The organism is Aestuariibacter salexigens DSM 15300, from assembly GCF_000429145.1.
In the GTDB taxonomy this organism is placed as follows: domain Bacteria; phylum Pseudomonadota; class Gammaproteobacteria; order Enterobacterales; family Alteromonadaceae; genus Aestuariibacter; species Aestuariibacter salexigens.
Window position 1 is genome coordinate 1 of sequence record NZ_AUBH01000012.1, and the last position, 23,304, is coordinate 23,304.

A 23,304-nucleotide genomic window follows, 5' to 3' on the forward strand; every position below is an offset into this window, starting at 1 on the left:
TATTTTTCAATCGACATCGCTGAAAACCGCTTCAAACGGGCTTTGCAGCCTTTTTGCACAGTTGGCAGTTTAGGGCCAGTGCGTTGAAGCGAGCGCGCATTCTACAGACCTGGTTATCAACGTCAACAACAAAATCGCGCGTTAATGTTCGAACGGCTAATTTTCAACCAGATATGCTAAATATTCCGCATAACCGGGCTAGTTATGATGATCTTTGATGTCTTCTGGTTTCGAATTGTCGGCAAAATCAGCATCATCTTCTTCGTGATCGCCGACGACATGTTCAAGCGTTACTTTATCTACGCTTCTAAATGTATTAATTGGGCCAGCACACGCATATAAAGCGAATACAACAAACAACACCAAAGCGGGTTCCGTCGCAACAACGACAAATACCAACATAATGATAAGTAGCGCAACAAATGGCACCTTGCCGTGCCAGTTCACCTCTTTAAAGGAGTTGTATTTAAAGTTGCTCACCATCAGCAGACCCGCCAAGCCGGTCACGATAGCAACGATGAGTCCATAATCACTGCCGTTAACGTCGTATTCTACGCCGACCCATACTAGCCCTGCCGTAACACCTGCAGCAGCGGGACTTGCCAGGCCCTGAAAAAAGCGCTTATCCACTACCGCAATGTTGGTATTAAAGCGAGCCAGCCGCAATGCAGCACCAGCGACGTATATAAAGGCAGCCAACCAGCCGAGTTTGCCAAGTTCAGTGAGGCCCCAGTTGTAAGCGACCAGAGCAGGAGCGACACCAAAAGACACCATGTCTGCCATCGAGTCGTATTCCGCACCGAAGTCGCTTTGGGTATTGGTGATTCTGGCGACACGACCGTCCAAGCCATCAAATATCATCGCAACAAAAATCGCGACGGCTGCGGCTTCAAATCGACCATTCATGGAGGAAACAACGGCAAAAAAGCCGGAAAATAGTCCTGCGGTCGTCAAAAGGTTAGGTAATAGGTATATACCTTTGCGTTTCGGTTCGGTCATAAATTGCCGTTCAACTTACTGCTTTAACTACGCTTAAGTGTATCATTTACTAATTTACGCGTCATGGCCAAAGCTCTATAGATGGACATTTCGTCATATAGTTTGAACTGATGCTTTTTCATCCTTTCGCAATTCGTTACACTCAGCCTCGTACATCGGACAGTAGTAGTAGACATGGTATTAGATGCAATTCGTATAATCACGTTGTTCATAGCGTTGAGCCTTGCAGTTACGAGTTATGATTCAGAAGCTCAAGCGGCGGCTGAATATGAGCAGGCACTACAAAGCTTTTATAGTGGCAACTTGGACATCACATACGAGCTATTGCAAATCGCATTGGAAAAGAACGATTCCCATCTCCCTTCCAAGATATTGATGGGACAAACTTTGCTGGCCAGAGGCGACACAAAAGATGCTGCCGATGAATTCGAAGAAGCCATTTCATATGGAGCTGACTTAAATCTCACGGTCATTCCGCTAGCCAAGGCTTACTTTCGCCTCAAACAATACGACGATTTATTATCATTAAGTGAAAATCAATTAGACAATATAAACCGTTATGAGCTGGCGCTTATCAAAGCCGATGCATATCAAAACCTTGGTAACACATCTGCTGCATTGACGTCTTATGAGCAGGCACTAGCACACAAGCCCAATGATGTTGCAGCCCTACTTCGTCTTTCTTCCTTTTACTTAATCAATGAACAATACAGCAATAGTGAATCGCTGATAAAAAAAGCACTTGGTACTGACGAGAATAACGCCGACACTCTGCATGTAGCAGGACAACTTGCACAAGTTCAAGGCAATGCAGCACTGGCTAAGTCTTACCTCAAGCGCGCTATGAATATCAATCCACAGGATGTGGATATTAAAAGTTCGCTTGCTACAGTTCTTGTCACAACAGGCGATTCGAGCAATGCTCTGAGGCTCATTGCCGACGTTCTTACATCAAAACCACAAGACTCTCTAACATTGCTTCTCAAAGCAAAATTGACCAACGTTAATGAAGATGCGTCTGATGTCATCTCAACTGCGTTTGAACGAGTCGCCTTGAAACTCTCATTACCCAGAGGTGATATTGAAGCCAGCAACAAATTGGTGAACTTTGCCGATGCACTCATCGCGTTTTATGAAAAGAACTATGATGCCTCCGAGTCAAAACTACTCGCTTATTTGGATGAGGAACAGAATGATTTAGACGCAGTAGGTATGTTGGCGACCACTTATCTGTTGCTGGACAAGGCCAACCAGGCAGAGCGGATTCTTGAGCGTCACGCCAGAGCAGTCAGTGAAGACTTAGAGCTTGGTCTCATCCTTTGCAAGCTTTATTTAAACGCGAATAAAGCATACAAGTGCGAGAGCATGCTGGATAAGCTTTCTCGGCAGTACGGTGATTCAGAGGGTTTGATATACACTCGTGTTTTATCTCTCAACAGCAGACAGCGTTTCGAAGAAGCGCTGCAGCTTTTTGAAAGCAAGTTTGCCGATGCTACAGATGAACATCTTCTGTTTACTGCAGTCGATTTGTACTTACAAAATGGTTTGCACGACAGAGCACTCAATAAAATTAACGTACTTTCTGAAAAGCAACCAGCATCACTCACTATTGAACTGTTAAAATCCAATGTACTGATTGCTCTTGAGAGATATCAACAAGCCAGACCTATCGTTGATAACATATTGGCGCAAGATCCTAACTCATCTGCGGCTCGCGAAAATCAAGCCAAAATTTTGTTTCATTTAGGCGAACTAGAAGAAGCTAGAGCAACAGCAAACGCTATTCTGAGTAACGAGCCTGGCAATATTGATATGCTAATTTTGCTGGGGCGGGTATTAGATACACAAGGAAATGTCGAGCAATCATTAAGGACACTTGAAAAAGCTCGAAACTTATCTCGCGATAACCCACTCCCTTCTGAGTTAATTGCAGACATATATATCCGGCAAAAAGAATATGACAAAGCCTTGGATGTGCTTGAGCGCCTGACGCGAGATTTCTTCCTGGTTCCGGAATATGTGTTAAGTAAAGCCGAGATACATCTAAAAAAGGGCGACAATAGAAAAGCGTCAAAACAATTAGCACTCCTATACGGTCTTTGGTCTGACCAAGAGAGTAAATTGCTTGAACTAAGTCGCCTGCAAATACAGGCTAATGATATAACCAATGCACTACGATCTTTGGAAAAAGCAGTAGAGCTTGAACCTGAAAGTGTTGACTCAAAGCTAGAGATGGTGCGTTTATATTTGTTAAGAGGCGACGTTCAAGAGGCTAAATCAATATCAGACTCTCTAATGGCCACAGAGCCCCGCAATAAATATGTACAAATTGCAGCCGGCGACATTGAATTTGAAAAAAACAATTTAAAACAAGCGCATAAATATTATCTACGAGCATTGCGGCTTGATTCCGACTTCCAACTTGCTGCTGAAAAACTGTATCACGTTGCACAAATGGGAGTTGGTACCGATGTATTTATGTCCGAAATGAAAGCATACCTAAGGAGCACACCAAACGCCCATTTTCAAAGAAGGTTACTGGCTGATTTCCTGATGGACTCAGAGCGTTTTGATGAAGCGTTAAGCAACTATGAGCGTCTTGTCGATGTCCCCGATATTGATGAGAAAGAATCAATATTTACCAGGCTAGCACTGTTAGTGCTCGATAAAGATAACGTGTTAGCAATGCAATATGTTGAGCGAGCTCTTGATATAGAAAACCAGTCAGCCTCCATCATAGACACCAAAGGATGGGTACTTGCAAAGCAGGGCAAATTCAACGAAGCGCTGACATTTTTACGGCAAGCCTTTGCAATGGACTCCGGTGACCCGTCCATCCGCTATCATCTTGCATACACACTGGATAAGTTGGGACGTAATGCGGAAGCAAAAATCGAAATTGCCGCAGCATTAGCATCTGGTCAAGAGTTTTTGGGGCGACAGGATGCCAAAGCATTGCAATTGTCGCTGGATAGTTCAACTGCCAACACTGGCACATAAAACAAAGAAGAGCCGGGAGTAAGCCCGGCTCTTTTGTCGTTTAAAGAATTGTCATCTCGGTGCCATCGACATCAATTCTCACGGTACTCTCAGGCTCTATCTCACCAGACAATAGCTTCTGTGCCAGTGGGTTTTCAATCTCAACCTGAATCGCTCGCTTCAGTGGTCTTGCTCCAAACACGGGGTCAAACCCTGCTTCTGCCAGCTTATCCAACGCGGCGCCAGACAGCTCAAGTCGGTAGCCTTTATCAGCTAAACGTGCACGCAGTGACGCTAGTTGGATCTTCGCAATCGATTTGATTTGCTCTTTACCCAGTGGGTGGAATACCACAATGTCATCAACACGGTTGATAAATTCAGGTCTGAAGTGCTGGCCTACAACACTCATCACCATTGACTTCATTTCCTGATACTGACTCTCTTCGTGCTTATCCTGAATGATGTCCGAACCCAGGTTACTGGTCATAATCACGACCGTATTTTTAAAGTCGACCGTGCGACCCTGTCCGTCAGTCAAACGACCGTCATCTAACACCTGCAGCAGGATATTGAACACATCAGGATGGGCCTTCTCCACCTCGTCAAGCAGGATCACCGAATATGGTTTACGACGCACCGCTTCAGTGAGGTAGCCCCCCTCTTCGTATCCCACATAGCCTGGAGGCGCACCAACCAGTCGGGCTACGGAATGCTTTTCCATAAACTCAGACATATCGATGCGAACCATGGCATCTTCTGTGTCGAACATGAACCCAGCCAGTGCTTTACATAGCTCGGTCTTACCCACACCGGTTGGGCCAAGGAACAGGAACGAACCAATCGGACGATTCGGATCTGCCAGGCCGGCACGTGAGCGACGGATAGCATTGGATACTGCATTTACCGCTTCTTCCTGTCCCACCACGCGTTTATGTAGAACCTCTTCCATACGCAGGAGTTTTTCTTTCTCTCCTTCCAGCATTTTGGCGACTGGGATACCCGTCCAGCGGGACAGCACATACGCAATTTCTGCATCCGTCACTTTATTTTTAACCAGCTGCATCTCTTTGCCTTCCGCCGCGCTGGCTTTTTCCAGCATCTGCTCAAGCTCAGGAATGCGTCCGTATTGCAGCTCTGACATGCGGCTGAGATCTGAGGCACGACGCGCTATTTCAAGATCCAGCTTTGCCTGTTCGAGCTCAGATTTAATATGCTGCGTCCCCTGCATGGTCTGCTTTTCATCCAGCCAGACTTTTTCGAGCTCTGAATACTTACTTTCCAGCTGCTCTCGCTCCAACTCGATGTTGGATAAGCGTTTGAAACTTGCTTCGTCGGTCTCTTTAGCCAGAGCCTGCTCTTCGAGCTTTAACTGAATGATACGGCGCTCAAGACGATCCATTTCTTCAGGCTTACTGTCGATTTGCAGACGGATACTGGATGCCGCCTCATCAATCAAATCGATAGCTTTGTCAGGCAACTGTCTGTCGCTAATATAACGATGGGACAAGGATGCAGCTGCGACAATAGCCGGGTCGGTGATATCTACCGAGTGATGCAATTCATAGCGCTCTTTGAGGCCGCGCAAAATCGCAATGGTGTCCTCGACACTAGGTTCATCCACCAGGACTTTCTGGAAGCGCCGCTCCAAGGCCGCATCCTTCTCAATATATTGACGGTACTCGTCAAGCGTCGTCGCACCCACACAGTGCAATTCACCGCGCGCCAAAGCGGGCTTGAGCATATTGCCGGCATCCATTGCTCCCTCGCCTTTACCAGCACCCACCATAGTATGAAGCTCATCTACAAACAGGATGACGCGGCCCTCTTCTTTGGCTAGTTCTGTCAAAACGGCCTTGAGCCGCTCTTCAAATTCGCCACGATACTTGGCGCCGGCCACCAGCGCGCCCATGTCCAAGGACAGCACACGCTTATTTTTCAATCCTTCCGGCACTTCACCATTAATAATGCGCTGCGCAAGCCCCTCAACGATAGCCGTTTTACCTACACCGGGTTCACCGATGAGTACCGGGTTGTTTTTGGTTCTGCGCTGCAACACCTGGATAGTGCGGCGGATCTCCTCGTCACGACCAATGACTGGATCAAGTTTGCCCTGTTCCGCTCGTTCTGTAAGGTCAGTGGTATATTTTTCTAACGCCTGACGAACGTCCTCAGCGTTAGGATCGGTGACTTTCTGCCCGCCCCGCAGTTGATCGATGGCTTTCTCGATACTGGCTTGGGTGGCGCCTACCTGTTTGAGGATGTCACCTAACTTACCTTTATCTTCCATCGCAGCCAGGACAAAGATTTCTGATGTGATGTACTCGTCCTTGCGTTTTTGCGCGATCTTGTCGCACAAATTAAGCAGCACGACGCTATCTTTGCCGAGTTGTACGTCACCGCCAACCCCTTCCACCCGAGGCAGTCGCTCAATGGCTTCAGCCAGGGCTGAGCGTAACGAATTAACATTCACGCCCGCGGCATCAAAAAGTGGACGCACTGAACCGCCCTGCTGGTTGAGCATCGCAGACATCAAATGCACAGGCTCGATAAACTGATGGTCCCGACCGAGTGCCAGAGATTGCGCATCTGAAATCGCAATCTGAAATTTACTTGTGAATCTGTCTAAACGCATAGATTTTCACTCACTACTTATCATTACGTTTAGTTATGGTAGCTAGTTGTTCGACTTTCAAGCTATTCCAGTAGAAATAACAATCGAATATTGAGAGAGATCAAAAGACAAACATTATAGATTAGTTTATCTAATCCATAAGAATAACTGTAACCATGCGCCCTGTAGGGGTTTCAGCGTGGTGAGTCGCGCGTCGATGAGAGAAAAATTTATCTTCTTGCGCGTAAGTGCAACCTTGATATGAATAAACATCGGTGACACCACAGGCCTCCAGTTTGACTCGCGCTGCGGCGTGTAAATCCATTAAATACTTGTCATTTTGTTGTCTGGCGACAAATGCGTGCGAACAGTCCTGAAAATGACGTAAGACATCGCTACCCACTTCAAAATGTTCAGCGCCAATGCAGGGGCCGAGCCACGCCAATAGTGATGACGGCGCAACGGGCAAGCTCGCGACAGTGTTTTTAATCACCCCATAAGCCAGTCCTCGCCAGCCTGCATGAACCGCCGCGACAACTTTGCCGGATTTGTCACAGAGCAAGACCGGCAAACAATCTGCTGTCATCACGGAACAGCCAACTCGCCTGCACTGCGTATAAGATGCATCGGCCTTAGCAGGTGAAGTATTGATATTTTCAAGCTTTACGCACTCAGTCCCGTGTACCTGTTCAAGCCAGTTTATTTCTGATGAATGTGGAAGCAGTGAACGATTGTATGCCACAGTGCTTGGATCATCACCAACGTGGTGGCCCAGATTAAACGTGGCATAACGTCCCGTGCTAGCACCACCAGCCCGCGTTGTGCTGTATGCGACAATATTGTCAGGTGCGGGCCAGTTGGGTGTAATGAGAGTTAGCGAAGATTGCATCAATCAATAAGATCAGGGAATTGCGCTTTATCTTCACGCAATACATCAAGCAAATGAGTGAAGTCGTCTGGTAACGGCGCTTGCCAGGTCATGCGCTCTTTGCTTACTGGATGGTCCAAAGACAACTGAATAGCATGCAGGGCCTGACGCTTAAAACCGCGAAGCGCCGCAACAAACTCAGGGCCAGCCTTTTTAGGTAAACGCGGGCGCCCGCCATACTGAATGTCACCTACCAGAGGATGTTTCAAATGCGCCATGTGTACCCGGATCTGGTGCGTACGCCCGGTTTCCAGTTTGAGCCTTAGGTATGTATGCTGGCGAAATTTTTCGATCACACGAAAATGCGTCACGGCAGGCTTACCGGTTTCTCTGACCGCCATATTTGTGCGCTTGGTTGCGTGACGACCAATGGGTTCATCAACAATTCCTCCGGCAACCATGGTGCCATACACCACGGCTTCATATTCACGGCTCATTGAACGCGCCTGCAATTGCTCAACCAAATGCGTTTGCGCAGTTAAGGTTTTGGCAATCACCATTAGCCCAGTAGTATCTTTATCCAAACGGTGCACGATACCTGCGCGCGGCACTTTATCGATATCAGGAGTGTGTGCAAGGAGTGCATTTAGAATCGTCCCGTCAGCATTTCCTGCACCGGGATGAACGACCAGATCGGCTGGCTTGTTTATCACCAGTATGTGCTCATCCTCAAATACGATATTCAATTCAATGGGCTGCGCCGTGTGCCCTACCTGGACCGTTACCGCAGCCTCGATGCTTACGTTCTCGCCGCCTATTAATTTCTGACGCGGAACAGACACCACTTCACCGTCAACCATGACATTGTCAGCGAGGATCCATTCTTTTAATCGAGAACGCGAATAATCAGGGAACATTTCGGCTAAACATTGATCCAACCGTTTGTTGAATAAATGCTCAGGTACAACAGCGTTTAAGGATATTTGTTGGTTTTCAGTGGTCATGGCATTGTGATTTGAAATTCATTCATCCAGTATACCAACTCTTTAGCACTGAAGCTGCATCCCGTTTACAAAGTAAAACCCTGTGCAAGCCTTTACAGGCTGCGATAGAATGTTGCGCAAATAATGAGATGAACGCGTTGCACATAATTCGCAAGCTTAATCACAACTTACTAGAAGAAGTCAGTTACTACATGAAAAAAACAATGCTGAGAATGACATACCTGTCGGCCCTGAGCGTGGCACTTTTGACGGGATGTTCTTCATCTGTAGAAGAAGATGAATTAATTGCGGCAAACAGAGGGGCGCAGGCCCTTTATGAAGACGCCAAGCAAAGCCTGGAAGTTGGCAATTTTGGTGCAGCAGCGAATATTCTAAGCCAGTTAGACTCCCGTTATCCATTTGGTCCTCTGTCTCATCAGATCCAACTAGATTTGATTTACGCCTATTACAAAACAGGCAATACCGAACAGACACTGGCCACGATAGACCGGTTTATCAGATTGAACCCGAACCATTCAGACGTTGACTATGCGCAGTACATGCGCGGCCTGACCAACATGGAAGCCGATGACAATCTGTTTCAAGACTTATTTGGTATAGACCGTTCAGATAGAGATCCAAGTAAAACGCGCGAGGCATTTGCAGATTTTCGTACTCTGATTGAAAAATATCCAGACAGTAAATATGCGCCGGATGCGCGCAAACGTATGGTGTTTATCAAAAATCGTCTGGCCGATTATGAGATTGCGATTGCAAGGTTCTACATGCGTCGTCAGGCTTACGTGGCGGCGGCCAATCGCGGGCGTTACGTATTAGAAAATTATCCTGACTCAAGCGCCGTACAAAATGCACTTGAAATTATGGTGGAATGTTACGACCAGCTGAATTTGCAGGAACTGAAGGACAACGCCATGAAAACGCTAAAGCTGAATTTTCCGAATAGCGATTTCATTAGTTAATAAAAAAGCGCCTCTCGGCGCTTTTTTAAAAGAACAACTGACTAAATGGGTTAAGTAACCTTGCCAGTCCTGATGTGAAGTGCAACGGCTGGTCGACAATGCTGAACACCAGGCACCCTTCAGAGGCATTTGATTCTGGCGCGTGAACATGGTCTTCAGTCATAATCATAAAATCGCCGGTATCATAGTGCGAGATCCCATCGGAAAATTCTCCGTCGAGTACCAACGTGATCTCATTGCCTTTGTGCGTGTGCTCGGGCACGCGGCCGCCCTTTTCCATGTAAATGAAATTGGCACGACCCATATCTCCGAGATCAACTGGTGCCTGCCACAGCTTACCGACCAGATGTGACCAGTTTCCTGTTTTGCTCACGTAACGGTGTAGCGCTCGCGGCAATTTGAATGTTTTGCCATCGAGCTCAATGATGCCGTGCTGTTGCGCCGGCACATCTATATGTGATGCGGGTAGGCTGGTGATCCTGCTTAACATTTCACTGTATCCGCCGGGTAACTCCTGCTCGCTCACATCGTACACTAGGGAAGACTCCGCTAGCTGCGTGTTTATCACCTCGAGCTTTTCCTGACAGTGCTGACACATGTCGCAATGTGCCGCTACTACCAATGACATTGCAGGAGAAAGCGTACCCTCCGCAAACTCAACAAGCTGAGCCTGTGTTGGATGTAATTTAATCATAGTCTTGCAACATATCCTTTAATCGCTGTAATGCTAAGCGCGTTCTTGATTTCACCGTTCCAAGTGGTATGCACAGTTCATCTGCGACTTCTTGTTGTGACTTTCCATCAATGTATATCGCTTCTATTACCGCTCTCTGCTTGTCCGGCAATACGTCAAACAATTGCCCGACCTGCTCAAGCGTAATCTGTTCGTCTAGAGATACTTCGTTTGCGTCTGGTGTCTGCTCGCACAAGACTGGCCACAAATCATCAGAACACACATCTTCTTTTCGATTCTGCAGCTTACGAAGCATATCGAAGCGAATGTTTCTGGCAATTGTGAAGATCCAGGTTGACGGAGAGCCCTTCTCTGCGTTGAACAAATGCGCTTTCTGCCACACATTCGACATTGTGTCTTGTACCAACTCCATGGCTAACGCTTCATTACCCATCTGTTTTAGCGCGTAGGAGCGAAGCCGCGGGGCAAAGTAACCGAACACTTTCGCGAAAGACGTCTTACTGCGACTCTCAGCAACAGCTGCGAGGTGCGCAGCCATTTCGTCAGCACAGTCTTTAGGCTTGGTGACATTCGAACGCGATTCTTCCAAAGGAATTCCAACGAGCATCTCTTTTACCTATTTTAGTATCCTTGGTACTGTTAACGTACTAACGCGGATAAAAGATCACTCAATTAAGTTTGTTAAAAAATTAACTGCCTCGTTGCAGTTCCTTTCGCTCAGCAGCTCCTGTTTGTACTCTGCACTCACCGGCACTAACTCGAGCCAGCGATGCACGACCCAGGTTGGATCGTTAAACTTGGGAGAAGTATACAACTCTTTTAGCTCTGGGTAACGTTCAAATATTTCTTGCAGTCGGGTGACGATAAGAGGCTCGCTAACACAGGTGTCTGTGCACTGCCATGCTCCGAACGTTGCACACTGTCCTGTCCGTAAACCATCATGTTCGGTCTCTACATTGGAAATCTCAACCAAGTGCAGCCCTTCGACAGTAACGCCGAGCAAACCATCTTCAAGTTTGTCGAAGTCAATGACCTTGCAATACGTACCTACCTTATGAATATGTTCGTTTCGCTCCTTGTCCCCTTTAGCATTCAGCATACAAATGACAAAACCACTGTCATTGGCGCACGCTTCTTTAACCATCCGCGTGTAGCGTGGCTCGAAGATACGCAGCGCCATACGCCCCCCAGGAAGAATATGGGCAGATAAGGGAAATAATGGGACTCGATTTTCACTCACGTTATTCGTCGCATTTTTTCGTTAATTAAACTAAACCATGTATACGCGATTCATAACAGATTTGGATCTGCATAGTTTCACATTACAAAATCGTAATTTGTGATCTGTTCATTCACCGCTATGGTATTGGTGAATACCGTAAAGAAAAAACAGATGTTATGCAGTTGATTGAAGATTTTATCGAGTTTTATCAGGCGCTTGAGAACAAAGATATCTCAGGTTTGCGTGATGTGTACGCCGATAACATAGAGTTCATCGACCCCATTACCCAACATCGTGGTATAGAGCAGCTCGAGCAGTACTTTCTATCACTTCTGAAAAACACCATTTCGTGCAAGTTTGCTATCCACAATGTTGTACACCAGGACGAGTCGGCGAGCATCAATTGGACGATGACATTTCAGTCACGTCGGATAAAAGACGGTAAAGCGCTATCTGTAGATGGTTGCTCAATGATACGCATAGAAAACGATAAAATTACCTATCACAGGGATTTCTTTGACATCGGGCAAATGGTTTACGAACACGTCCCGTTAGTTGGTTGGGCGGTGAAACGTATCAAAACGGGAATGGCATCATGACTTCAATCTTAATAACGGGCGCAACATCGGGCATCGGCGAAGCACTCGCTAAACATGCGGTCGATAGTGGATATCACGTCTACGCGTGCGGGCGCAATCAACAGAAGCTAGATGAGCTTGCCTCACTCGGTGATATCACGCCAGTCGCGTTCGACGTAACGGATGAAAGAGCGTGTATTGATGCATTAAAAGAAATCGAAGCCGATATCTACATCATAAATGCCGGTACCTGTGAATATGTCGATTCAAGACACATTGAACCCGCCATGTTTAAACGTGTATTCGACGCCAATTTTTTTGGTGCGGTAAACGTAGTCGCGGCGATCAACAACAAGTTAACGCAAGGTAAGCAATTGGTTTTCGTTGATAGTCTAGCACGGCTATTGCCATTCACACGCAGTGAGGCTTACGGTGCTAGCAAAGCGGCGCTGCACTATTTAAGTAAAAGTCTGGAAGTGGATTTGATACAGCGAGGCGTGCTGGTGCAAAGCATTTCTCCCGGATTTGTCAAAACACCACTTACTGACAAAAACGATTTTAGCATGCCCATGTTAGTCACCGCAGAGCGTGCGGCAAAAGACATGCTCAAAGGTATTGAGAGTAAGAAGCGCGCTATTTATTTCCCGACTCGCTTCAGCTTAATGCTACGAGCAATGAATCTGCTGCCAGAACGTTTGCAACGCAAACTATGTGTAGCAATGAAACGTCCGCCTAAAAAGGAAAATAAACATGGGTAAGAGAATCGCCATCATCGGCAGTGGTATCTCTGGATTAACCTGTGCCTATCTGCTGCACCGTGAAAATGAAATCACTGTTTTCGAAAGTAACGACTATGTAGGTGGACACACTGCAACGAAAGATGTTCATATCGATGGTAGAGACTGGCAGACCGATACCGGCTTTATTGTTTACAACGACTGGACGTACCCAAATTTCATTAAATTGATGGACCAACTAGGGGTACGCTCACAGCCAACGGAAATGAGTTTCAGTGTCAAAAATCTGGTGCAAAATCTTGAATACAACGGTCATGACCTGAACACTCTATTTGCACAGCGGCGCAATATTATCAGGCCACGTTTCATTAAAATCGTGAGAGATATCTTGCGATTCAACAAGCAATGTAAAGCATTGCTCGAATCCGATCAGGATATTCACGGCGTCAGTTTGGGCGATTTTTTGACTCAGCATGGTTACAGCCAGGCATTTGCAGATAACTATATTTTGCCAATGTGTGCCGCAATCTGGTCCGCCAGCCTTGCCCAAATTAAGCGCTTCCCGCTGCCTTTTTTCCTGCAGTTCTTTAATAACCATGGCCTGTTGAATGTCACCGACAGACCACAATGGCGCACACTCATAGGGGGATCGCGTCAATATATCGCACCACTTACGAAGGGCTACGCAGAGCGTATTCACCTCAACTCTCCAGTGACATCAGTGGAACCTCAGCAACAACAATACCTGGTTACAGCCGAGGGACACGAACCCAGCTTATACGACGAAGTGATCTTTGCTTGCCATAGCGATCAGGCATTAAAAATGCTCGCATCACCAACACAGGTTCAACAGGACGTGCTCGGCTCCATACCCTACGCAATGAATGAAGTGGTATTACATACCGACACTCGCCTATTACCCGAACGCAAACTTGCATGGGCGAGCTGGAATTATCTGATCAAAGGCTATGAGGGCGAGGAACTCGCACCAGCATCTGTCACCTATAATATGAACATATTGCAACGACTTGACGATGCACCAGTGACGTTTTGTGTTACCCTGAATAACAGCGAAGACATCGATCCGGACAAGATTCTTGGCAAATATCACTATGCGCATCCACAATTCAGTCAGAAGATGGTGGAGGCGCAGCGGCGCCGGGGCGAAATTTGTGGTCAGAATGGCCTGCATTTCTGTGGTGCATACTGGTACAACGGTTTTCACGAAGACGGTGTGCGCAGCGCACTGGACGTGTGTAACAGGTTTGGGCGGACGCTGTGAGTGAAAGTGCCATTTATCGCGGCAGTGTCAGCCACTGCCGACATGTGCCAAAAAAACATGCTTTTCGCTACGATATTTTTCTGTTCTGGCTACATTTAGATGAGCTTGATGAACTCACAAAAAACGTAACCGGGTTTTCCCACAACTCGCGGGCGCTGGTGCGCTTTCGCCGAGAAGATTATCTTGGGCCGCCAACAATCTCTCTGAAGCAAGCGGTATTGTCGAAAATGACCGAACTGCACGGGTCGCCTCTCGATGGCGACGTATTTTTACTCGGTCAGGTGCGAATGCTAGGGGTGTACTTCAGCCCGGTGAATTTTTATTTTTTGCGCGACCAGAATCAGCAATTTACCTATATGCTGGCAGAAGTCAGTAACACGCCATGGAACGAGCGTCACTGCTACCTGGTCGATTTAGCTTCACAGGACGATTGTCAGAAACAATTTCATGTCTCACCTTTCAATCCCATGGATATGACATACAGATGGCGCGTAAAAGCGCCTGGAGAGACATTCAAAATGGTCCTATCCTGCTTACAGGAAACCCGTCATTTTGACGCCGCGTTAGATTTACGACGAGTGGAAATGAACTCAACGACATTACGCCGCGTAATGGTAAGCATCCCTAGTATGACAATAAAAACTGTAGTGGGCATATATTGGCAGGCGCTGAAGTTGTTTATCAAGCGTGTGCCGTTTTATTCCCATCCAACCGATAGAAAGGAACAAATATGATCCAAGGTGAACAGACCCTGGCCAATGTTGAATCTCTCGGACTGGCTGATAAGCTGGCCAGACAGGCCTTTCTCAAAGTGCTCAGTAAGCTCCCTCAGGGACAGTTGGTGCTGAAAGAGGCAGGCCGACTTGTCGAAGTTTTCGGAGATGCAGACAGTGATTTGCATGCGGAAGTCAATATTCTCGACTTACGCGCGTATCGCAGACTGCTGTTTGGCGGCAGTATTGCTTCCGGAGAGACATACATGGACGGCCAGTGGGAAACACCACATCTAACCAACGTCATTCGCATCTTTGCGCGCAATTTGCCTACGTTGGATGCGTGGGAGAATAAATTGAAGTGGCTGACCATGCCGCTCACTAAGCTACAGCATGTTGCACGAAAGAACTCCCGCAGTCAGGCCAAGAAAAATATCGAAGCCCATTACGACCTTGGCAATAAGCTTTATACGCGCTTCCTGGACAACAGCATGATGTACTCAGCGGCCATCTATCCAGATGCCAATACCACCCTGGCCGACGCGCAGCACACCAAATTAAGAACCATCTGTGAAAAGCTGAAATTAACTGCAAACGACCATCTGCTTGAAATTGGCACCGGCTGGGGAGGCCTTGCAGTATTTGCCGCCAAACATTATGGCTGTAAAGTGACGACAACCACTATCTCTGAAGAGCAATATGCTTATGCGCAAGACTGGGTCGCACGCGAAGGATTGCAAGACCGCATCACCTTGCTGAAAAAAGATTATCGTCTGCTAGAGGGAACCTATGACAAGCTGGTCTCCATCGAGATGATAGAGGCAGTAGGTAAGGAATATTTGCCGACCTTCTTCAAAAAATGTTCATCGCTGTTGAAAGACTCCGGCCTGATGCTGTTGCAGTCCATCACCATCGATGACAGGCGCTATGACAGTTACAGTAACAGCGTTGATTTCATTCAGAAATATATTTTTCCAGGTGGCTTTCTCCCCTCCCAGCTCGTGATTAATAAACACCTTAAACAGCACACCGATCTAATGATCCGTGATTTACATGATATTGGATTGGATTATGCCCGCACCTTGAGGGACTGGCACCACGCGTTTATGGATAACTTTGAGTTACTCAAACAAGACGGTTACGACAACCGCTTTGCCCGCATGTGGCAATATTATCTGAATTACTGTGAGGGAGGCTTTCTGGAGCGGACCATCAGCACTGTGCAACTGGTGCTTAGCAAACCTGCTTTTTTGCAGTCAACAGTGCGGGCGTAGATTACGCCCGTTCCCTTTATCCTTCGTCGACCACAGAGATGGGTTTTGAATCAATCGGCTTGCCCTGATTGATAGAAATCTCAACACGTCTGTTGATACGTCGTGCTTCGCCATCATTGGCATCAACCAAAGGTGCCGTATCAGCCCGCCCTACGACTTTCAGGCGTGACTCATCAAAACCGGGCACTGAACGTACTTCCTCTGCGACCGCGACAGCACGCTGCGCAGACAAATCCCAATTCGAGCGATACAGCTCATTGCTGATTTGCTGACTGTCGCTGTGCCCCGAGATTTCAATCTCGCCCGGCATATCAACCAGCAGCTCGCCGATAGTGCGAAGGATAGGCTTAAATTGAGGCTGCAAAAATGCAGAGCCTGCCGAGAATGAACCGTTTTCGCGTATGCGTATCGTGATTTGCTGGCCTAGGGATTCTAACTCTATCGCGCCATCAAGGATTTGTCGCTGCAGCTGCTGCGCGACCTTTTTCATCATCTCATTGGTCTCCTCTTGAGAAGCAGCTTGAGTGGCAGAAGATGTCGAATCAGACGCCGTTTGCTGTGCCTGCCCACCGCGCTGTGTGCCGCGCTGCTGTTGTCGACCACCAGATGAATCTTCATCGCCCGCCTGAAACTCCAGCATTTGCTGGGTCATTTCGATGGTCTGCTGTTGAATATTCTCAATCGGTGTCGGGTCAGGTCGTCCCGGACGAAACTCCATCGCAATTACGCTAGTACCTTTAGGGATATCTTTAACTTCGATTTTATTCTGTACGCCAAAGGCAAACTTCATGGAGCCGGCGATCTGCTTAAACTTCAATACATCCATCTCGGAGAAAGCCAGAAGCAATACGAAGAAACACATCAACAGCGACATCAGGTCGGCAAACGTCCCCATCCATGGCGGCAGCCCTTCGGGTGGGCATTTGGGACATTCTTGTTCGGCCATTATCTAGCCTTCCTCTTCGGCATTGTTGCGTTTACTGGCAGCCAGATAGTTTTTCAGTATCCCTTCTATAACACGCGGATTCTGGCCATCGGCAATACCTACGATGCCGTCCAGAACGAGCTTCTGATTGAGTTTTTCTTCTTCAGCGCGGTTTCCTAATTTCAGCGCAACCGGGATACAGATGACGTTGGCAAAAAACGCACCGTACAGTGTAGTCAGAAGTGCAACGGCCATTGCCGGACCGATGGCTTTAGGATCATCCATGTTTGACAGCATAGCAACCAGACCGATCAACGTACCGATCATGCCCATCGCTGGAGCCACGTCCCCCATGCCTTTGAAGATGCTGGCACCAAATTCATGGCGTTCTGTCGTCATGGCGATGTCTTTGGCCAGCGTTTCGCGTACCACGTCGATATCGTGACCGTCGACCAACATATCAACGCCCTTTTGCATAAACGCGTTTTCGATTTCGGCTTCTTCGAGGGCAAGGAATCCGCCTTTGCGCGCGGCATCTGCCATTTCGACGATTTTCTGGATCAAATCTTCCGGCGACTCAATTTTGAACATGAACGCTTTGGCGGCAATTTTCCCGGCACCGAAAAACTGACCCAGCGTGTAATAAGATAGTACGACGAACAGCGTGCCACCAAATACGATCAAAATAGAGGGGACGTTGACGAACATGCCAATGTCACCGCCCAGAATCATAGCCATGACTATGAAGCCAATAGCACCCAGCATCCCGATGACGGTTGCTAAATCCACTACATTCTCTCCCGCAATGTTTTACGTCGACTAATTTGCATCTGCTCAGATACCATAACGTATTGCTGCACGTATAGTTTAGTGTATCCGCAGCCGTTGTGATGTACAGATGTTTTCGCTCATTATTGTATCGACACAACACCGTATTTCTATAGCCAAATTGGCGCTTACCTTTGACCTGAACAGCACTGACAAACCATTTGACCCCATTCATTCGCATGAGTTAATGTGCGCGCTTATTTTAGTAATGCAACGCATAGTGGTGCCCTACCATGACCGAAGCGACCAAAATTGATGCGCTCAGCTTTGAACAATCGATGCAGGAATTAGAATCGATCGTAGCTCGTATGGAAGCAGGTGAACTGCCTCTTGAGGAGGCATTACAGAGCTTTGAGCGTGGGGTCAAACTTGCCCGCCACGGACAGGCCAAATTGAAACAGGCTGAGCAGAAAGTGCAGATGTTAATGCAGAACCAGGAGGGCGAGTCACTGACGGACTTTACCCCCGACAACGATGCTGAATGATGTCATTGAACCGGTTTCAAAAACACGTTCAAACCATTATTGATGGCTCGCTTGAAGGTATCGTAGACAGCCTGTCTGAACATGCACCTGAACTGAAGCAAGCCATGCGCTATGCACTGCTATCCGGTGGTAAACGCATGCGCCCGTTGCTGGTATTCGCGACCGGTGAAATGCTCGATGTACCAGAACATGATCTGACTGTTATCGCCGGCGCCATTGAATGCGTGCATGCCTATTCGCTCGTTCATGATGACTTACCGGCCATGGATAATGACGCCATGCGCAGGGGCAAACCAACCTGTCACATCGCCTTTAACGAAGCCACTGCCATACTGGCTGGTGATGCATTGCAGACGATGGCGTTTGAATTGCTGGCATCACAGCCACTGAGTGGGTCGAGCGAACCACAACGGATTGCACTGATCCGTCAGTTAGCACGCGCCAGCGGCTATGCAGGCATGTGCGGTGGTCAAGCAATGGATTTATCAGCGACCAATCAGCAAATTAGTCTTGAGCAACTTACCGATTTACACCGCAAAAAGACCGGCGCATTACTCGAAGCTGCTGTGCAGATGCCAGCGCTGTGCGGCGTAACTACCAACGAACAAATCATTTTATCACTTGCCGACTACTCGCGAGCACTGGGCCTGGCGTTTCAGGTTCAGGATGATATTCTGGACGTGGTAGGTGACTCTGACGTACTAGGAAAGCCTCAGGGTTCAGACCAGGCACTTAACAAATCGACGTTTCCGGCAATTTTGGGGCTTGAAGGCGCGCAGGCATATCTCAACAAACTGCATCAACAAGCACTTCAAGCTTTGCACGGATTACCCTACAATACGGAAATTTTACGGTCCCTGGCAGAATACGTCGCCAATCGAGACCATTAAAGGATATGCACTTTTTCAACCATGACTCTGGATCTCTCCCATTATCCGACGTTAGCGCTTGCTGACACACCGGAAAACCTGCGCACATTGCCGCAGGACAAGCTCTGTCAGGTAGCCGATGAGCTACGCGAGTATCTGCTGACCAGCGTCAGTCAGAGTAGTGGCCATTTCGCATCCGGACTCGGCACAGTAGAGCTTACCGTTGCCTTGCACTATGTATACAACACACCATTTGACCGACTGGTATGGGATGTCGGTCACCAGGCCTATCCGCATAAGATACTAACCGGACGCCGTGAAAGAATGACCAGCATTCGTCAGAAAGGCGGATTGCACCCTTTCCCCTGGCCACCAGAAAGCGAATACGACACGTTTGCGGTCGGCCACTCATCCACCTCCATCAGCGCTGCACTTGGCATGGCCGTAGCGGCGGAAAAAGAAGGCATGGGCAGAAAGGTAGTGGCTGTGATTGGCGACGGCGCCATGACCGCTGGTATGGCATTTGAAGCACTCAACCACGGCGGCGACATCGACAAAGACCTATTGGTTGTCTTAAACGACAATGAAATGTCTATCTCTGAAAATGTCGGCGCCCTGAATAGTCATTTGGCGCGTCTGTTGACTGGCAACTTTTTTAATTCGATCCGTGACGGTGGTAAAAAGTTGTTAAGCAATGTGCCGCCGATAAAAGAATTCGCCAGCCGTGCTGAAGAGCACATCAAAGGCATGGTTGTGCCCGGTACGATTTTTGAAGAACTGGGTTTCAATTACATCGGCCCTATTGATGGGCACGACGTTAATGGCGTCGTTGATACCTTGCGCAATATGCGGAAAATCAAAGGCCCACAGATCCTGCATGTCGTCACCAAGAAAGGTAAAGGCTACGAGCTGGCAGAGAAAGATCCGATTAAGTTTCATGCTGTTCCGAAATTCAACCCCAAGGATGAATCTCTGCCTGAATCGTCTAAGGATGCCAAGCCCAGCTTTTCAAAAATATTTGGCGATTGGCTGTGCGACATGGCCGCCCAAGACCCTAAACTTATGGCAGTAACACCAGCAATGCGTGAAGGCTCTGGTATGGTGCGATTCTCTCAGGAGTTTCCTGAGCAATACTTCGACGTCGCCATCGCCGAACAGCACGCCGTGACGTTTGCCGCAGGGTTGGCAAAAGACGGCTTGAACGCTGTAGTCGCCATTTACTCAACCTTTCTTCAACGTGCATATGATCAATTGATACATGACGTGGCCCTGCAGAATTTGCCGGTTTTGTTCGCCATTGACCGAGCCGGTATCGTAGGAGCAGATGGCCCTACTCACCAGGGGGCTTTTGACCTATGTTTTATGCGCTGTATTCCGAACATGGTGATCATGACACCTGCCGATGAACAGGAATGCAGAAATATGTTGTATACCGGGCACAAACATACTGGTCCGGCAGCGGTGCGTTACCCAAGAGGCGCAGGAAAAGGTGTGCCGGTTGATCCAGCTATGCAGACGATTGATATTGGCAAGAGCCGTCAGATTCGGCAGGGCAGAGATATTGCCATACTGAACTTTGGTACGCTGTTGCCCTACGCAGAGCAAGCCGCCGAGATACTGGATGCCACTGTGATAGATATGCGATTTGTAAAACCGCTGGATCGTGATGCCTTAATGCACGCAGCATCAACCCACCATACACTGGTCACATTAGAAGACGGGGCGATTATGGGTGGTGCAGGGTCTGCTGTGGCCGAAGTGTTGATGGCCAATCGTAGCGACTGCAGGCTGTTGAAACTGGGTTTACCAGATGAATTTATAATGCAGGGAACGCAAACAGAAATGTATGCGGAGCTAGGTCTGGATAGCGATGGTATCGTCGCGCAGGTAAAGTCGTTTAGCGCGTCATAACAAAACGCTGAACATTATCAGGCCATGTAATACCAGCATGGCCAGCCCACCCGCGGCAAGATCGTCCAGCATAATCCCGGTACCACCATGAATACGCTTATCAAAGGCATTGATTGGCCAGGGTTTGAGAATATCGAACAGACGAAAGAGTAAAAATCCCACTATCAGGTTAGTCAGCGACAGCGGCACCGCAATAAATGTCACCGCCATGCCTGCCACTTCATCCCAGACAATCGAGCCGTGATCGTGTACTTGCATTTCTTTTGCTGTTTTTCCACAAATCCAGATACCCGCTACGCAGATAATTAATGTAGCAAGCAGATATCCCCACAGCGGTAGCCACGACATTGCCAAAATAATAGGAAATGCGGCCAGACTACCAAATGTGCCTGGCATGACGGGCACCAGGCCAGAGCCAAATCCTAACGCCAGAAAATGCACCGGGTTTTTAAGACTCACTCGCTGTCGAAGTGTGGCGTCCATTATGCAGGAGTGGCAAAGTGTTGATAGCCGTGAGGGCTGATAGAGAAAGGTTCAGACCCTCGTCTCACCTCAAGTTTTTCGGTGACGCCGGTCATCTGGCCAATACAGGTTGCGGACACATGGTAATTGGACAATACCGTGTCCAGATTGCCACGCTGCTCTTCACTGACTGTGAACAACAACTCATAGTCATCACCTGATGACAGGGCGTAGTGAATTGCCTGTTCCATCGGCACCGTCTCGCGCATGGCGACAGAGAACGGTAAATTATCCACCTGCACAATAGCACCACAACCTGAACGATGTAGCACATGTTTAAGGTCAGCCAATAAACCATCAGATATATCAATACACGCGTTCGCGATACGTCGCAACGCCGTACCTTCGAGCACGCGAGGCGTTGGCGCGTTTAACCGTTTCAGCAAAAACTGTTTGTGCTCGCCATAAGCTGGTACCTGCTTATTAACGATATCCAGCCCCAGACCAGCATCTCCAAGGGTGCCTGTCACATACAGCCAGTCGCCGGGTTTGGCGCCATTGCGGGTCAATTCCGTTTTCACAGGCACAAAGCCGTGCGCCGTTATCGTAATCGACAGTGGCCCTCTGACGGTATCACCGCCAATAAGCTGAACGTTATAATAGGCACAAAGCTCCAGCAGAGATGATGAAAACTCAGCAAGCCAAGCTTCGTTACTGTCGGGCATGGACAGCGATAAGCTTACCCATGCTGGCTCAGCGCCCATCGCCGCCAGATCGCTGAGGTTGACTGCCATCGCCTTATGCGCAATATGTTTTGCCGACGTGTGCTCAGGGAAATGCACCCCGCTTACCAGGGTATCAGTTGTGACAGCCAGAGATTGGCCTTCTGGTACATGGGTAATGGCACAATCATCGCCAATACCCGCTAATACGTCTTTACGCTGATACCCACCTTGTTGAAAGTAGGTATCAATCAGTTCGAATTCTTTCAAGGGGTCAGTTTCGCTTTTCGTGTTCGCGTAATTTCAGCGCGGCCTTATCAAGCACACCGTTAACGAATTTGTGACTTTCTTCAGCGCCGAACGACTTAGCCAGTTCAATGGCTTCGTTGATGACAACTTTAAACGGCGTATCGATGCGATGCATCAATTCAAATGCGGCTAAACGCAACACTGCTCGCTCGACCTGATCGAGCTCTTCCGGCAAACGCCCCAAATATGGTTTGATAGCCTTATCCAGGTCTGCAGCGTGTTGCACAGCGCCGCGCAACAGTTCAGAAAAATAAGCCATGTCAACTTTTGACATGTCATTGCTGGTAGCAATGCTCAGTTCCACCTGCTCGACCGGATTATCAGTCATTTGCCAGGAATACATTGCCTGTAAGGCCAGCTCTCTGGCCTTACGACGTGCTGCAGGTTTCACTTAGGCGTCTCCAGCGATTTGATCAAGCACGTTGACCATTTCCAACGCACCCAGAGCAGCCTCTGCGCCTTTATTGCCAGCTTTGGTACCAGAGCGCTCGATAGCCTGTTCGATGCTGTCAGTGGTAATGACACCGAATGCGACCGGAATACCGTATTCTAATGACACTTGAGCAAGACCTTTGTTGCATTCACCGGCAACGAAATCAAAATGCGGTGTGCCACCGCGAATTACCGCACCAAGCGCGATAATTGCGTCGTAACCGCCTTTTTCCGCTAGTTTTTTAGCGACAACGGGTAATTCGTAAGCCCCAGGAACACGCACTACCGTGATGTCCTGTTCATTTACTTCACCGTGTCTGTCGAGTGTGTCCAGTGCACCATCCAACAGACTTTCGACCACAAAGCTGTTAAAACGAGAAACCACAACAGCAAACTTTTTACCTGTGGCGCGAATCGAACCTTCGATGATTTTCATGTTAT

The 23,304-nt window shown here is 48.1% G+C and carries 23 protein-coding genes; 10 read left to right on the forward strand and 13 right to left on the reverse strand.

The window, feature by feature from the left end; all coding sequences use genetic code 11:
• Positions 1-198: 198 nt before the first annotated feature.
• On the reverse strand, positions 199-999 hold the full coding sequence (pssA, locus tag G441_RS0114090; RefSeq protein WP_026376944.1) for a CDP-diacylglycerol--serine O-phosphatidyltransferase: 801 nt from the start codon (positions 997-999) through the stop codon (positions 199-201).
• A 174-nt stretch (positions 1,000-1,173) separates the two neighbouring features.
• Here pssA and prsT point away from each other — a divergent pair, with 174 nt between their 5' ends.
• Positions 1,174-3,999 carry an XrtA/PEP-CTERM system TPR-repeat protein PrsT gene (gene prsT / locus G441_RS0114095; RefSeq protein WP_026376945.1) on the forward strand — a complete coding sequence of 942 codons (2,826 nt, stop codon included), beginning with the start codon at positions 1,174-1,176 and terminating at the stop codon, positions 3,997-3,999.
• Positions 4,000-4,039: 40 nt separating this feature from the next.
• On the opposite strand, the gene clpB is transcribed toward prsT, so the two are convergent.
• From clpB to rluD, 3 genes are all read right to left on the reverse strand, one after another.
• Complete coding sequence (gene clpB / locus G441_RS0114100; RefSeq protein WP_026376946.1) at positions 4,040-6,610, reverse strand: ATP-dependent chaperone ClpB; 2,571 nt, start codon at positions 6,608-6,610, stop codon at positions 4,040-4,042.
• Between the two features lie 130 nt (positions 6,611-6,740).
• Positions 6,741-7,478 carry a peptidoglycan editing factor PgeF gene (pgeF, locus tag G441_RS0114105; RefSeq protein ID WP_034475237.1) on the reverse strand — a complete coding sequence of 246 codons (738 nt, stop codon included), beginning with the start codon at positions 7,476-7,478 and terminating at the stop codon, positions 6,741-6,743.
• Positions 7,478-8,461, reverse strand: a complete 984-nt coding sequence (gene rluD / locus G441_RS0114110; protein ID WP_026376948.1) for a 23S rRNA pseudouridine(1911/1915/1917) synthase RluD — start codon at positions 8,459-8,461, stop codon at positions 7,478-7,480. The genes pgeF and rluD overlap by 1 nt, the downstream gene beginning before the upstream one ends.
• Before the next feature lie 191 nt (positions 8,462-8,652).
• On the opposite strand from rluD, the gene G441_RS0114115 reads away from it, so the two are divergent.
• On the forward strand, positions 8,653-9,420 hold the full coding sequence (locus G441_RS0114115) for an outer membrane protein assembly factor BamD (protein WP_034475259.1): 768 nt from the start codon (positions 8,653-8,655) through the stop codon (positions 9,418-9,420).
• Positions 9,421-9,445: 25 nt separating this feature from the next.
• On the opposite strand, the gene G441_RS0114120 is transcribed toward G441_RS0114115, so the two are convergent.
• The 3 genes from G441_RS0114120 to G441_RS0114130 are packed head-to-tail and all read right to left on the reverse strand — an operon-like array spanning position 9,446 to position 11,354.
• Positions 9,446-10,114 carry a ChrR family anti-sigma-E factor gene (locus tag G441_RS0114120; RefSeq protein ID WP_026376950.1) on the reverse strand — a complete coding sequence of 223 codons (669 nt, stop codon included), beginning with the start codon at positions 10,112-10,114 and terminating at the stop codon, positions 9,446-9,448.
• A complete protein-coding gene (locus tag G441_RS0114125) occupies positions 10,107-10,721 on the reverse strand; it encodes a sigma-70 family RNA polymerase sigma factor (protein ID WP_026376951.1) in 615 nt (204 codons plus the stop codon). The genes G441_RS0114120 and G441_RS0114125 overlap by 8 nt, the downstream gene beginning before the upstream one ends.
• A 57-nt stretch (positions 10,722-10,778) precedes the next feature.
• Positions 10,779-11,354, reverse strand: coding sequence for an LON peptidase substrate-binding domain-containing protein (locus G441_RS0114130; protein WP_026376952.1), 576 nt, complete (start codon positions 11,352-11,354; stop codon positions 10,779-10,781).
• A gap of 158 nt (positions 11,355-11,512) precedes the next feature.
• Here G441_RS0114130 and G441_RS0114135 point away from each other — a divergent pair, with 158 nt between their 5' ends.
• From G441_RS0114135 to G441_RS0114155, 5 genes are read left to right on the forward strand one after another with little or no spacing between them, the layout of a single operon-like run.
• A complete protein-coding gene (locus G441_RS0114135) occupies positions 11,513-11,935 on the forward strand; it encodes a nuclear transport factor 2 family protein (protein ID WP_026376953.1) in 423 nt (140 codons plus the stop codon).
• Positions 11,932-12,672: an SDR family NAD(P)-dependent oxidoreductase gene (locus G441_RS0114140; RefSeq protein WP_026376954.1), complete on the forward strand. Its 741-nt coding sequence runs from the start codon at positions 11,932-11,934 to the stop codon at positions 12,670-12,672. The genes G441_RS0114135 and G441_RS0114140 overlap by 4 nt, the downstream gene beginning before the upstream one ends.
• Positions 12,665-13,933, forward strand: a complete 1,269-nt coding sequence (locus G441_RS0114145; RefSeq protein WP_026376955.1) for an NAD(P)/FAD-dependent oxidoreductase — start codon at positions 12,665-12,667, stop codon at positions 13,931-13,933. Before G441_RS0114140 ends, G441_RS0114145 begins: the two co-directional genes overlap by 8 nt.
• Complete coding sequence (locus G441_RS0114150; protein WP_026376956.1) at positions 13,930-14,667, forward strand: DUF1365 domain-containing protein; 738 nt, start codon at positions 13,930-13,932, stop codon at positions 14,665-14,667. Before G441_RS0114145 ends, G441_RS0114150 begins: the two co-directional genes overlap by 4 nt.
• Complete coding sequence (locus G441_RS0114155; protein WP_026376957.1) at positions 14,664-15,920, forward strand: SAM-dependent methyltransferase; 1,257 nt, start codon at positions 14,664-14,666, stop codon at positions 15,918-15,920. The genes G441_RS0114150 and G441_RS0114155 overlap by 4 nt, the downstream gene beginning before the upstream one ends.
• A 16-nt stretch (positions 15,921-15,936) precedes the next feature.
• Here the strand turns inward: G441_RS0114155 and G441_RS0114160 are convergent, their stop codons facing one another.
• Both G441_RS0114160 and pomA read right to left on the reverse strand, forming a co-directional pair.
• The gene (locus G441_RS0114160; RefSeq protein ID WP_026376958.1) at positions 15,937-16,866 is read right to left on the reverse strand and encodes a flagellar motor protein MotB; all 930 of its coding nucleotides are present in this window, start codon (positions 16,864-16,866) and stop codon (positions 15,937-15,939) included.
• 3 nt (positions 16,867-16,869) lie between these two features.
• Entirely contained in the window at positions 16,870-17,634 is a 765-nt protein-coding gene (gene pomA, locus G441_RS0114165) for a flagellar motor protein PomA (protein WP_026376959.1), read from the reverse strand.
• Between the two features lie 272 nt (positions 17,635-17,906).
• Here pomA and xseB point away from each other — a divergent pair, with 272 nt between their 5' ends.
• Genes xseB through dxs form a run of 3 tightly spaced genes read left to right on the forward strand, consistent with a single transcriptional unit; the run spans position 17,907 to position 20,938 of the window.
• Positions 17,907-18,158: an exodeoxyribonuclease VII small subunit gene (gene xseB, locus G441_RS0114170; RefSeq protein ID WP_026376960.1), complete on the forward strand. Its 252-nt coding sequence runs from the start codon at positions 17,907-17,909 to the stop codon at positions 18,156-18,158.
• Entirely contained in the window at positions 18,158-19,048 is an 891-nt protein-coding gene (ispA, locus tag G441_RS0114175) for a (2E,6E)-farnesyl diphosphate synthase (protein WP_026376961.1), read from the forward strand. The genes xseB and ispA overlap by 1 nt, the downstream gene beginning before the upstream one ends.
• Positions 19,049-19,069: 21 nt before the next feature.
• Complete coding sequence (gene dxs / locus G441_RS0114180) at positions 19,070-20,938, forward strand: 1-deoxy-D-xylulose-5-phosphate synthase (RefSeq protein ID WP_026376962.1); 1,869 nt, start codon at positions 19,070-19,072, stop codon at positions 20,936-20,938.
• Here the strand turns inward: dxs and G441_RS0114185 are convergent.
• The 4 genes from G441_RS0114185 to ribH are packed head-to-tail and all read right to left on the reverse strand — an operon-like array spanning position 20,933 to position 23,299.
• On the reverse strand, positions 20,933-21,421 hold the full coding sequence (locus G441_RS0114185) for a phosphatidylglycerophosphatase A family protein (RefSeq protein ID WP_026376963.1): 489 nt from the start codon (positions 21,419-21,421) through the stop codon (positions 20,933-20,935). The two genes, dxs and G441_RS0114185, sit on opposite strands and share 6 nt — an antisense overlap.
• A complete protein-coding gene (thiL, locus tag G441_RS0114190; protein WP_026376964.1) occupies positions 21,421-22,392 on the reverse strand; it encodes a thiamine-phosphate kinase in 972 nt (323 codons plus the stop codon). The genes G441_RS0114185 and thiL overlap by 1 nt, the downstream gene beginning before the upstream one ends.
• A gap of 4 nt (positions 22,393-22,396) precedes the next feature.
• Entirely contained in the window at positions 22,397-22,822 is a 426-nt protein-coding gene (gene nusB / locus G441_RS0114195) for a transcription antitermination factor NusB (RefSeq protein WP_026376965.1), read from the reverse strand.
• Positions 22,823-23,299 carry a 6,7-dimethyl-8-ribityllumazine synthase gene (gene ribH, locus G441_RS0114200; protein ID WP_026376966.1) on the reverse strand — a complete coding sequence of 159 codons (477 nt, stop codon included), beginning with the start codon at positions 23,297-23,299 and terminating at the stop codon, positions 22,823-22,825.
• Positions 23,300-23,304 lie beyond the last annotated feature (5 nt).

Coding starts and splice junctions, on each gene's coding strand:
- pssA (WP_026376944.1), bottom strand. CDS start 999: ATGACCGAACCGAAACGCAAAGGTATATACCTATTACCTAACCTTTTG.
- prsT (WP_026376945.1), top strand. CDS start 1,174: ATGGTATTAGATGCAATTCGTATAATCACGTTGTTCATAGCGTTGAGC.
- clpB (WP_026376946.1), bottom strand. CDS start 6,610: ATGCGTTTAGACAGATTCACAAGTAAATTTCAGATTGCGATTTCAGAT.
- pgeF (WP_034475237.1), bottom strand. CDS start 7,478: ATGCAATCTTCGCTAACTCTCATTACACCCAACTGGCCCGCACCTGAC.
- rluD (WP_026376948.1), bottom strand. CDS start 8,461: ATGACCACTGAAAACCAACAAATATCCTTAAACGCTGTTGTACCTGAG.
- G441_RS0114115 (WP_034475259.1), top strand. CDS start 8,653: ATGAAAAAAACAATGCTGAGAATGACATACCTGTCGGCCCTGAGCGTG.
- G441_RS0114120 (WP_026376950.1), bottom strand. CDS start 10,114: ATGATTAAATTACATCCAACACAGGCTCAGCTTGTTGAGTTTGCGGAG.
- G441_RS0114125 (WP_026376951.1), bottom strand. CDS start 10,721: ATGCTCGTTGGAATTCCTTTGGAAGAATCGCGTTCGAATGTCACCAAG.
- G441_RS0114135 (WP_026376953.1), top strand. CDS start 11,513: ATGCAGTTGATTGAAGATTTTATCGAGTTTTATCAGGCGCTTGAGAAC.
- G441_RS0114140 (WP_026376954.1), top strand. CDS start 11,932: ATGACTTCAATCTTAATAACGGGCGCAACATCGGGCATCGGCGAAGCA.
- G441_RS0114145 (WP_026376955.1), top strand. CDS start 12,665: ATGGGTAAGAGAATCGCCATCATCGGCAGTGGTATCTCTGGATTAACC.
- G441_RS0114155 (WP_026376957.1), top strand. CDS start 14,664: ATGATCCAAGGTGAACAGACCCTGGCCAATGTTGAATCTCTCGGACTG.
- G441_RS0114160 (WP_026376958.1), bottom strand. CDS start 16,866: ATGGCCGAACAAGAATGTCCCAAATGCCCACCCGAAGGGCTGCCGCCA.
- xseB (WP_026376960.1), top strand. CDS start 17,907: ATGACCGAAGCGACCAAAATTGATGCGCTCAGCTTTGAACAATCGATG.
- ispA (WP_026376961.1), top strand. CDS start 18,158: ATGTCATTGAACCGGTTTCAAAAACACGTTCAAACCATTATTGATGGC.
- dxs (WP_026376962.1), top strand. CDS start 19,070: ATGACTCTGGATCTCTCCCATTATCCGACGTTAGCGCTTGCTGACACA.
- G441_RS0114185 (WP_026376963.1), bottom strand. CDS start 21,421: ATGGACGCCACACTTCGACAGCGAGTGAGTCTTAAAAACCCGGTGCAT.
- ribH (WP_026376966.1), bottom strand. CDS start 23,299: ATGAAAATCATCGAAGGTTCGATTCGCGCCACAGGTAAAAAGTTTGCT.